Annotated in this window: 8 protein-coding genes; 3 read left to right on the top strand and 5 right to left on the bottom strand. The window is 71.0% G+C overall.

Features of this window, described 5'->3' with window-relative positions:
* The first annotated feature begins 162 nt into the window (after positions 1–162).
* From xylA to FHG89_RS07260, 3 genes are all read left to right on the top strand, one after another.
* Positions 163–1,350 carry a xylose isomerase gene (gene xylA / locus FHG89_RS07270; RefSeq protein WP_139583589.1) on the top strand — a complete coding sequence of 396 codons (1,188 nt, stop codon included), beginning with the start codon at positions 163–165 and terminating at the stop codon, positions 1,348–1,350.
* Positions 1,351–1,359: 9 nt separating this feature from the next.
* A complete protein-coding gene (gene xylB, locus FHG89_RS07265; protein ID WP_139583588.1) occupies positions 1,360–2,787 on the top strand; it encodes a xylulokinase in 1,428 nt (475 codons plus the stop codon).
* Positions 2,788–2,871: 84 nt separating this feature from the next.
* On the top strand, positions 2,872–4,311 hold the full coding sequence (locus FHG89_RS07260; protein WP_139583587.1) for an MFS transporter: 1,440 nt from the start codon (positions 2,872–2,874) through the stop codon (positions 4,309–4,311).
* 134 nt (positions 4,312–4,445) lie between these two features.
* On the opposite strand, the gene FHG89_RS07255 is transcribed toward FHG89_RS07260, so the two are convergent.
* From FHG89_RS07255 to FHG89_RS07235, 5 genes are all read right to left on the bottom strand, one after another.
* On the bottom strand, positions 4,446–6,116 hold the full coding sequence (locus tag FHG89_RS07255; protein ID WP_139583586.1) for a glycoside hydrolase family 13 protein: 1,671 nt from the start codon (positions 6,114–6,116) through the stop codon (positions 4,446–4,448).
* Between the two features lie 30 nt (positions 6,117–6,146).
* Entirely contained in the window at positions 6,147–7,196 is a 1,050-nt protein-coding gene (locus tag FHG89_RS07250; RefSeq protein ID WP_139583585.1) for a LacI family DNA-binding transcriptional regulator, read from the bottom strand.
* Positions 7,197–7,262: 66 nt separating this feature from the next.
* A complete protein-coding gene (locus tag FHG89_RS07245; RefSeq protein ID WP_139583584.1) occupies positions 7,263–8,231 on the bottom strand; it encodes a carbohydrate ABC transporter permease in 969 nt (322 codons plus the stop codon).
* Between the two features lies 1 nt (position 8,232).
* On the bottom strand, positions 8,233–9,279 hold the full coding sequence (locus tag FHG89_RS07240; protein WP_139583583.1) for a carbohydrate ABC transporter permease: 1,047 nt from the start codon (positions 9,277–9,279) through the stop codon (positions 8,233–8,235).
* Between the two features lie 69 nt (positions 9,280–9,348).
* Entirely contained in the window at positions 9,349–10,695 is a 1,347-nt protein-coding gene (locus FHG89_RS07235; protein ID WP_139583582.1) for an ABC transporter substrate-binding protein, read from the bottom strand.
* Positions 10,696–10,801 lie beyond the last annotated feature (106 nt).

Below are 10,801 nucleotides of genomic sequence, written 5' to 3'. Positions count from 1 at the left end.
GATCCGGCCGAGCACCAGGGCGAGGTTGAGTTCGCGCAGGCTGCCCTGACGGACTGCGCCGGCCGGGGCGTGGGTGGGGCTCACCCCTTGACAGTGCCATAGGGCGGGCAAATAATTCAATCGCTGAACAAATAGCGGACACCACCACCCCGGAGGTTGCTCATGGCACCCCGTCCCACCCCCGCCGACAAGTTCTCCTTCGGGCTCTGGACCGTGGGCTGGCAGGCCCGCGACCCGTTCGGTGACGCGACCCGTCCCGAGCTCGACGCGGTCGAGGCAGTGCACCGGCTCGCCGAGCTCGGCGCGTACGGCATCACCTTCCACGACGACGACCTGATCCCGTTCGGCGCCGACGCCGCCACCCGGGATCAGCACATCGCCCGGTTCCGCAAGGCCCTGGACGAGACCGGCCTCGTGGTGCCCATGGTCACCACCAACCTCTTCACCCACCCGATCTTCAAGGACGGCGGCTTCACCAGCAACGACCGCGACGTCCGCCGCTTCGCCCTTCGCAAGGTGCTGCGCAACGTCGACCTCGCCGCCCAGCTGGGCGCGAGCACCTTCGTCATGTGGGGTGGCCGCGAGGGCTCCGAGTACGACGTCGCCAAGGACGTCCGCGCCGCGCTGGACCGCTACCGCGAGGCCGTGGACCTGCTCACCCAGTACGTCATCGACAAGGGCTACAACCTGCGGTTCGCCCTGGAGCCCAAGCCCAACGAGCCGCGCGGCGACATCCTGCTGCCCACCATCGGGCACGCGCTCGGCTTCATCTCCCAGCTGGCCCACCCGGAGATGGTCGGCCTCAACCCGGAGGTCGGCCACGAGCAGATGGCCGGGCTCAACTACGCCCACGGCATCGCCCAGGCTCTCTGGCAGGGCAAGCTGTTCCACCTGGACCTCAACGGCCAGCGCGGCATCAAGTACGACCAGGACCTGGTCTTCGGCCACGGTGACCTGATGAACGCGTTCGCCCTGGTGGACCTGCTGGAGAACGGCAGCCCGAACGGCGGGCCGACCTACGACGGGCCGCGGCACTTCGACTACAAGCCTTCCCGTACCGAGGACATGGATGGCGTGTGGGCCTCCGCGGCGGCCAACATGAGCACCTACCTGCTGCTCAAGGAGCGTGCGGCGGCGTTCCGCGCCGACCCCGAGGTGATCGAGGCGCTCGCCGCCAGCAAGGTCGGCGAGCTGAGCACGCCGACGCTCGGCGAGGGCGAGGGCTACGAGGAGTTCCTGGCCGACCGGTCCGCGTTCGAGGACGTCGACGTCGACGCGGTGGCCGCCCGGGGCTTCGCCTTCGTCCGGCTCAACCAGCTCGCCGTCGAGCACCTGCTCGGCGCCCGCTGAGGCCCCGCCATGCCGCTGGTCGCGGGCGTTGACTCGTCCACCCAGTCCTGCAAGGTGGTGATCCGGGACGCGGAGACCGGTGCCCTGCTCCGGCAGGGCCGGGCGCCGCACCCGGACGGCACGGAGGTCGACCCGGAAGCCTGGTGGCAGGCGCTGCGCAGCGCCGCCGACCAGGCCGGCGGGCTGGCCGACGTGGCGGCGGTCTCCGTCGCCGGCCAGCAGCACGGCATGGTCTGCCTCGACGAGGGCGGCCGGGTGGTCCGCCCGGCGCTGCTGTGGAACGACACCCGATCCGCCGACGCCGCCGCCGACCTCATCGAGGAGGCCGGCGGCGGCGCGGTCGGGCGTCGGTTCTGGGCCGAGGCCACCGGAAGTGTGCCGGTGGCCAGCTTCACCCTCACCAAGCTGCGGTGGCTGGCCACCCACGAGCCGGAGCTGGCCGCCCGGGTGGCGGCGGTGTGCCTGCCGCACGACTGGCTGACCTGGCGACTGGCCGGCGCAGCGGGGTTGGACGCGTTGCGTACCGACAGGGGTGACGCCAGCGGCACCAGCTACTGGTCGCCGGCCACCGGCGACTACCGGATGGACCTGCTGGAGCGGGGCTTCGGCCGGCGGTTGGTGGTGCCCCAGGTGCTCGGTCCGGCGGAGTCGGCGGGCAGACTCGCCGACGAGCTGGGTGGGTCGGGCGGCGCGCTGCTCGGCGCGGGCACCGGGGACAACGCCGCCGCCGCGCTCGGCGTCGGCGCCGGGCCGGGTGACGTGATCGTCTCCATCGGCACCTCCGGCACCGTGTTCAGCGTCGCCGACGTGCCGGCCGCCGACGAGAGCGGTGCGGTGGCGGGTTTCGCCGACGCGTCCGGTCGTTTCCTACCGCTGGTCGCCACGCTCAACGCCGCCCGGGTGCTGGATGCCGCCGCCGCGCTGCTCGGCGTCGGCCTGGACGAGCTGGCCGAGCTGGCGCTCTCCGCGCCGGCCGGCGCCGACGGGCTGGTCATGGTGCCGTACCTGGAGGGGGAGCGGACGCCGAACCGTCCACTCGCCACCGGCGCGGTGCACGGCCTGACCCTGCGCACGTCGACCCCCGCGCACCTCGCGCGGGCCGCCGTGGAGGGGATGCTCTGCGCGCTCGCCGACGGCCTGGACGCGCTGACCGCGCAGGGTGCCACCGTCCGCCGGGTCATCCTGGTCGGCGGCGGCGCCCGGTCCGCCGCCGTTCGCCGGATCGCGCCGCAGGTCTTCGGCTGCCCGGTGGTCGTCCCACCAGCGGGGGAGTACGTCGCCGACGGCGCGGCCCGGCAGGCCGCCTGGGTCGCCCTGGGCGGTCCGACGCCGCCGGTGTGGGAGCTCAAGGGCACCGAGGAGTACGCGGCCGAGCCCGTGCCCGCCGTCCGCGAGCGGTACGCGGCAGCGAGCGGACTGGTCCTCGACCGCCGCTGACCGGTCGGAGTCGACGCGGGTGGGAGCCGGCCGGCGCCCACCCGCGTGACGATCGCCGTACCGGAGTCTGGTTGGCTGCCCGTCATGACCGTGAGCAGTGGCGGGACCCAGCCCGGCCGACGCCCGCACGGCCGGGGCGGTGGCCGGACCCACCGGCTGTACAGCGTCGTCGTGTTCGTGCTGCTCGCCTCCCTGGACAACGTGGCGATCGGGCTGGTTCCGCCGCTGTACGGGCCGATCGCGGACGAGTTCGACGTGTCCACGGGGCTGCTGGGTCTGGTCACCGCGGTCAGCTTCCTGATCAGTGCGGTCGCCTCGGTCGGCTGGGCGTACGTCGGGGACCGGACCAACCGCAAGCCGCTGCTCATGGTGGGCACGCTGCTGTGGGCGGCGGGCACCGGCGGTAGCGCGCTCGCCGGCGGGTACGTCACGTTCCTGGCCGCCCAACTCGTCGCGGCGGTCGGCCTCGGTGCGGTCGGTTCGGTGGGCTACTCGGTGGTCACGGACCTGATCTCGCCGACCCGGCGAGGGCTGGTGATGAGCTTCTGGGGGCTGTCCCAGGGGGTCGGGACCCTCGCGGGAACGCTCCTCGGAGGGCTGCTCGGGGCCAGTGACTGGCGGCGGCCGTTCCTGCTGCTGACCGGTGTGGGCCTGGCCGCCACCCTGGCGTACCTGTTCACCTACGACATCCGGCGGGGCCAGAGCGAACCGGAGCTGGCCGGCGCGTTGAACGCCGGCGCCGAGTACGACTACCGGATCAGCCGGGCCGATCTGCCGCGCATCCTGGCCCGGCGGACCAACCTGTGGCTGATCCTGCAGGGCCTGACCGCGCAGGCGGCGTTCGGCTCGCTGGTCTGGCTGCCGGTGCTGTTCGCCGAACGGGCCGAGGCCCAGGGCTACTCGGAATCGACAGCCGTGGTGGTGGGCAGCGTCTTCGCCACGTTGTTCCAGCTCGGCGGGGTGCTCTCCATCGTGGGCGGGCTGATCGGTGACGCCGTGCAGCGGCGTACCCCGAGGGGCCGTGCGCTTGTCGCAGCTGTCGGCATCCTCGCCGCGTTGCCGTTCTACCTGGTGTTGTTCTTCGTTCCGGTGACCATCGACGTGCCCGACGGCGCGGGCGGGGGAGCGGTGGTCGGTGCGGTGCTGGCCAGTGTGTTCACCGAACCGACGGTCGGGCTGAGCCTGCTCACCGCGATCGTGGCGCTCGCGCTGACCTCGGCCAATTCGCCGAACTGGTTCGCGTTGATCGCCGACGTGAACCCGCCGGAGCACCGGGGCACCGTCTACAGCATGGGCAACCTGGTCAACGGTGTCGGTCGGGCGGCCGGCAACGGGTTGGTCGGGGCAGCCTTCCAGGGCCTGCGTTCGGCGTTCCCGCCGCCGTTGAACTTCGCCGTCGGGTTGGCCGCGTTCCAGCTGTTCTTCATCCCCACCGGCATCATGTACTGGCTCGCCTCGCGGACCTCACCGGCGGACATCGACAACGTGCACGACCTGCTGCACGCCCGCGCCGACCGCCTCTGAGGACTCTCGGCCGCTCGGCTCTCCCGTGATTCGTTCACGACATCAGCTCCAAAGCGACGCCGGCCACCCCGCCGGCCCGCCCGCGAAGCACAGTTCGGCGGACGGGCCGGTCGGGTCGGGACGCGGGTACGGGGTCAGCCGCGCAGCCAGACTGTCACGTCGGTCGGGACCGCGCCGTCGTCCAGCGGCCCGCTGGCGGCCAGCACCTCGGCACCGGCCGGAACCGGCACCGGGGCGTCGCCGAAGTTGGTCAGCACCGTCAGCTCACCGTTGCGGAAGGTCAGCACCTCGTCGCCGGACGACAGCCACTCCAGCGTGCCCCGGCCCAGCCCGTGGGCGCGGCGCAGCCGCAGCGCGGTGCGGTACAGCTCGTACGTCGAGCCGGGCACGCCGCGCTGCCGGTCCAGGGCGTACTCCGCCCAGAGCGCGGGCTGTGGCAGCCAGCTCGCGTCGGTCGGCCCGAAGCCGTACGACGGGGCGTCGGCCTCCCACGGGATCGGCACCCGGCAGCCGTCCCGGCCACGCTGGGTGTGCCCGCTCCGCGCCCAGGTCGGGTCCTGCCGGGCCTCGTCGGGCATCGTGGTGTGCTCGGGCAGCCCCAGTTCCTCGCCCTGGTAGAGGTACGCGGAGCCGGGCAGGGCGAGCATCAGCAGGGTGGCCGCGCGGGCCCGGCGCAGGCCGAGCGCGGCGTCCGGCTGCGGGTCGCCGATGCCGATGCCGTTGGGCCGGCCGCCGGCCACCGGCAGGCCCAGACGGGAGGCGTGCCGCACCACGTCGTGGTTGGACAGCACCCAGGTGGTCGGCGCGCCGACCGAGTCGGTCGCCTCCAACGAGCGGGTGATCACGGCGTACTGGGCCGGTGCGGTCCACGCCGCGAGCAGGTACTCGAAGTTGAACGCCTGGTGCATCTCGTCCGGGCGGACGTAGCGGGCCAGCCGCTCGGCGGGCTCCACCCACGCCTCGGCGACGAGCACCCGCTCGCCGGGGTAGCTGTCCAGGACCTGCCGCCACTGCCGGTAGATCTCGTGTACGCCCTCCTGGTCCCACATCGGCGGGCGCTGCTTGTCCACCTCGTTGCCGGAGAGGATCTCCTGCGGTTCCTGCCAGTCGGCCAGGTCGGCCTGCTTGACCAGGCCGTGCGCCACGTCGACCCGGAAGCCGTCCACCCCACGGTCCAGCCAGAACCGCAGCACGTCCAGGAACTCCGCGTGCACCTCCGGGTTGTCCCAGTTGAGGTCCGGCTGGCCGGTGTCGAACAGGTGCAGGTACCACTGGCCGGGGCGCCCGTCCGGGTCGACGGTGCGCGTCCAGGCCGGACCGCCGAAGACGCTCTGCCAGTCGTTCGGCGGCTGGTCGCCGTCCGGTCCCCGGCCGTCCCGGAAGACGTAGCGGGACCGTTCCGGGCTGCCCGGTGCGGCCGGCAGCGCCGCCTGGAACCAGCGGTGCGCCGAGGACGTGTGGTTCGGTACGAGGTCGACGATCACCCGCAGGCCGCGCGAGCGCGCCTCGGCGATCAGCTTGTCCGCGTCGGCGAGGGTGCCGAACAGCGGATCGATGTCGCGGTAGTCGGCCACGTCGTAGCCCGCGTCGGCCTGCGGCGACGGGTAGAAGGGGGAGAGCCACACCGCGTCGACGCCCAGCTCGACCAGGTGGTCGAGGCGGGCGGTGATGCCCGGCAGGTCACCGATTCCGTCGCCGTCGGAGTCGGCGAACGAGCGGGGGTAGATCTGGTAGATGGCGGCCTCGGTCCACCACCCGGTGACCGGGTGACCGGAGGAGGGCTGCTGCGTCGGATCGGTGTTCAGGGTCGTCTCCCGTGTCGCGTTGGTGAAGTGTCAGTGTGCCCGGGGTGGCGCGGTGGAGTCCCGGACGACCAGCCGAGTGGGCAGGATCACCGGTGTGTCGCCGTCAGCGCCGCGCTGGCCGACGACCGGGCCCAGGGTGCGGGCGCCGAGCGGGTCGAGCAGGATTCGCGCCGCCAGCCGGCCCTGCTCGGCGGCGGGCTGGGTGACGGTGCTGAGCCCCAGCACGCCAGCCAGGTCGTGGTCGTCGATGCCGATCACGCTGACGTCCTGCGGCACCCGCAGCCCGGCGTCGCGCAGCGCGGTCAACGCGCCCATCGCCATCTCGTCGCAGGCCGCGACGATCGCGGTCGGTGGCGGGCCACCACGTGCCAGCAGTTCGGCGGTGGCCCGGTTGCCGCCGTCGATGGTGAACGTCGACTCGACGTCCAGGCTCGGGTCCGGGCGCAGACCGGCCGCCCGCAGCTCCGCCTGGTAGCCGCGGCGTCGATCAAGGTGGGTGGTGAAGGCCAATTCGTCGTCGGGGTCGCCGGAGATGTGCGCGATCCGCTGGTGGCCGAGGTCGAGAAGGTGCCGGGTGGCGGTCCGCGCGGCGGCCACGTCGTCGATCCGTACGCACGGCCACCGGGGGACGCGGCTGCCCGAGCTGATGGTCACCCCGGGCAGGTCCAAGCTGGCCAGAGCGGTCAGGTCCGCCGGCCGCAGCGGTGTGGCGACGAGCATGATGGCGTCCACCCGCTTGTGCAGGTTGGCCGTCCGCAGCACCCGCTGGCGTACCTGCTCCCGGCCGCCCAGGTTGTAGAGCAACAGGTCGTAGCCGGAGTCGTGGAGGTACTCCTCGACCGCCTCGACGACGGTGCTGAAGAACCAGCGGGTGATCCGGGGGACCACCACCGCCACCGTGCCGGTCCGGCCACCGGCCAGCCGGGACGCGCTCGGCGAGACCTCGTAGTCGAGTTGTTCGGCGGCGGCGAGCACCCTGCGCCGGGTGGCGGCCGAGACCGTCGGCAGTCCGCGCAGTGCCCGCGAGACGGTGGCCGTGGACACTCCCGCCAGCCGGGCCACATCATCGATCCTCGTCACGGTTTCCCCCGCTCGGTGCCCGGCGCCCGCCGCCGTCCAAGGGGCCAGACGGCGGCGGGCGCGCGGTCAGCCCTTGACGCTGCCGGCGAGCAGACCTCGCACGAAGAAGCGCTGTAGGGACAGGAACACGATGAGGGGTACGACGATCGAGACGAACGCACCGGCGGTCAATCGCTGCCACTCGTTGCCCCGGGTGCCGGCCATCTCGGCGAGCCGGACGGTGAGCGGGGCGGTTTCGTCACTCCCGCCGGCAAAGATCAGCGCGACCAGCAGGTCGTTCCAGACCCAGAGGAACTGGAAGATGCCGATCGCGGCCAGCGCCGGAGTGATCAGCGGCAGCACGATGGTGCGGAAGATCTTCGGGTGGGTGGCACCGTCCACCCGGGCCGCCTCCATCAGGTCTCCGGGCAGTTGCGAGATGAAGTTGTGCAGCAGGAAGACGGCGAACGGGAGCGCGAAGCAGGTGTGCGCGAACCACACCTGGGCGAACTTCTGTTCGTCGACCAGATCCCAGGCCGGCATCAGGGTGATGCCGCCGACGGACACCCCGGTGGAGAAGAACCTCAGCAACGGCACCAGAGCCATCTGCAGTGGCACGATCTGCAACGCGAAGATCGCGATGTAGAGCCAGTCCCGGCCACGGAAGTTGATCCACGCCAGCGCGTACGCGGCCAGGCACGCGAAGGCGATCGGGAAGAGCACCGACGGGATGGTGATCGCCAGCGAGTTGATGAAGTACCCGGCGAGCTGCCCGGACGACGACGACTGCCCGAACAGGACCTGCTGGTAGTTCTCCAGAGTGAACTGCGGGTTGGTGAAGGCTGTCCACCAGCCGGTGGTCTTGATCTCGTCCTCCGGCCGGAGGGAGGAGACGAAGAGGCCGAAGGTCGGGATGGTCCAGACCACCGCGATGACGATCGAGACGAGCGTCGCGGTGCGGCTGTTCAACCGCTTGCGGACCCGGCCTGCGGCGGTGGACGGGGTGCCGCCGGTCTTCTGGGTGCCGGCGGCGACGGTGGGCGTTGCGGTCGTCATCTCAGCCCTCCCGCTGTTGACGGAGGTTGCGGACCTGGTAGATCACGATCGGGATGACCAGGATGAAGAGGAAGACCGCCAGCGCGGAACCCCGGCCGCTCTGGCCGTACCGGAAGGCCTGGTTGTACATGTCGGTGGCGATCACGCTGGTGTCGTAGTTGCCGTTGGTCGCGGTCCGGACGATGTCGAAGACCTTGAGGGTGGCGATCGAAATTGTCACCACCACCACGATCAGCGCCGGCCGGATGCTCGGCATGGTGATCCGCCAGAACATCTGCCAGGGGCTGACCCCGTCGAGGCGGGCGGCCTCCACGATGTCCCCGGGGATCGCCTTGATCGCGGCGGAGAGGATCACCATGGCGAAGCCGGCCTGGATCCAGACCATGATGACGATCAGCAGCAGCGTGTTAAGGGGTGAATTCAGCAACCACTGCTTGGGCTCACCGCCGAGACTCACCACGATCTGGTTGAGCAGGCCGATCTGGTCTCCGACGCCACGGAAGGCGTAGACGAACTTCCAGATGATGCTGGCGCCGACGAAGGAGATGGCCATCGGTAGGAAGACCAGTGACTTGGCCACCGCCTCGAAGCGGACCTTGTCCACCAGCACGGCGTAGATCAGGCCGAATGTGGTCGCCACCAGCGGGACCAGGAGCACCCAGATCAGGGTGTTGATCAGGACCCGGACGATCGAGTCTTCGGAGAACATCCAGCCGTAGTTGCGCAGCCCCACCCAGTTGGTGCTACTCCCGTCCATCAGGGAGAGCAGCACGGTGCGGATGGCCGGCACGACCAGGCCGATGGTGAGCAGCAGCAGCGTCGGCAGCAGGAAGAAGAACGCGAAGAGCCCTTCCCGCTGCTTGCGTCGGCGGGGCAGCGGCCCCCCGCCCACGGAGGCGGCGACGAGCTGGGCCTCCCGTCGACGGGCGAACTGGGCCGGCACGACGTCGAGCAGCAGGAGCAGACCGCCCACCACCACCACGAAGGCGATCAGCCCGTACATCAGCATGAGGAGCTTCGGCTGCTGATCGGCGAAGTCGAACTCCATCAACCCTCCCTCTCGGGTCAAAGGGGCCGGTGGCCCGGCCCGCGATCGCGGGCCGGGCCACCGCCGGGATCACTTCGGCCAGCTGCTTTCGATGCCCTGGAGCACCGTCGCGGTGTCCTTGCCGTTGATCCAGTCGACCATGCCCTTCCAGAACGTCCCCGCGCCGACGGCGGCCGGCATCAGGTCGGATCCGTCGAAGCGGAAGGTGCCGCTCTTGTCCTGCAGGATCTGGACGGAGAGCTTGTCGATCGGGCTGGCCACGTTGGCGATGTCCAGCTTGTTGTTCGCCGTGACCCAGTTGCCGAGCTTCGCGCGGCTGTTCACGTACTCGGCGGAGGCGAGGTACGTCTGCACCGCCTGCACCTCGGGGCGGTCGGCGTACGCGACGACGAACTCGCCAGCGCCGAGGACCGGCTTGCCCTTGGCCGCGTCGATGGCCGGGAAGTAGAAGGCGAACGCGTCGCCGTCCTCGGCCACCTTGGTGCCCTCAGGGAACTGGTTGGCGTAGAAGGACGCCTGGCGGTGCATGGCGCACTTGCCGTTGACGACCGGCAGGCCCGCCTCCTGGAAGGCGGTGGTGGTGATGCTCTTGACGCCGCCGAAGCCGCCGTTGACGTACTTCTCGTTCTTGAGGATGGTGCCGGCGCGGTCGACCGCCTCGACGACCCGCGGGTCGTTGAACGGGATCGCGTGGGTGGTCCACTGGTCGTAGACCTCGGCGCCCGCCGTCCGCAGGAGCACGTCCTCGATCCAGTCGGTGGCCGGCCAGCCGGTGGCGTCGCCGGACTCGACGCCCGCGCACCACGGCTTCATGCCGCTGGCTGCGATCTTGTCGCTCAGTGCGATGAGCTGGTCCCAGCTGGTCGGAACCTCCCAGCCCTTCTCCTTGAAGGTCTTGGGCGAGTACCAGACGAAGGACTTGACGTTCGCGCCGAGCGGCACGCCGTAGAGCGTCCCGTTGACGGTGCCGTACTTCAGCCAGTCGGCCGGCATGTTCTGCTCGGCCATGGCCTTGGTGTCGGCGCCGAGGGACTTCAGCTTGCCGGCGTCCGCGAACCGCTTCACGAGGCCCGGCTGGGGCACGAAGGCGATGTCGGGGGCGTTGCCGCCGTCGACCCGCACGGGGAGCTGCGCCTCGAACTCGCCGCTGCCCTCGTACGCGATCTCGATGCCGGTGCAGTCCGTGAACTGCGACCACGACCGCTCCAGCAGATCGGCCTCGGCGTCACGGATGGACGCGTAGATGGAGACCTTCTTGCCGTCATTGCCCTGGTACTTCTCGTATGCGGCGCACTCCGCGGAGCCCGCCTTGTCGCTCTTCTTGTCGTCACCGGTACCGCAAGCGGTGGCGCTGAGCGCCAGCCCGAGTGCACCGGCGATCACGAAGGCCTGGCGTGGTCTGGTAAAGACCGCCATGCCGTCCTCCTTCCTAGCCGGCGCGGTCGTGCTCGATGACCAGTCGCCGGTCCGATTGGGCGTGCCACACATGTAAGCGCTTGCATCCGGTCCCGGTCCACCCCCT

Origin of the sequence: Micromonospora orduensis, from assembly GCF_006228125.1 — a bacterium.
In the GTDB taxonomy this organism is placed as follows: Bacteria; Actinomycetota; Actinomycetes; order Mycobacteriales; family Micromonosporaceae; genus Micromonospora; species Micromonospora orduensis.
This window is presented reverse-complemented; position numbering and strand designations above follow the sequence as displayed.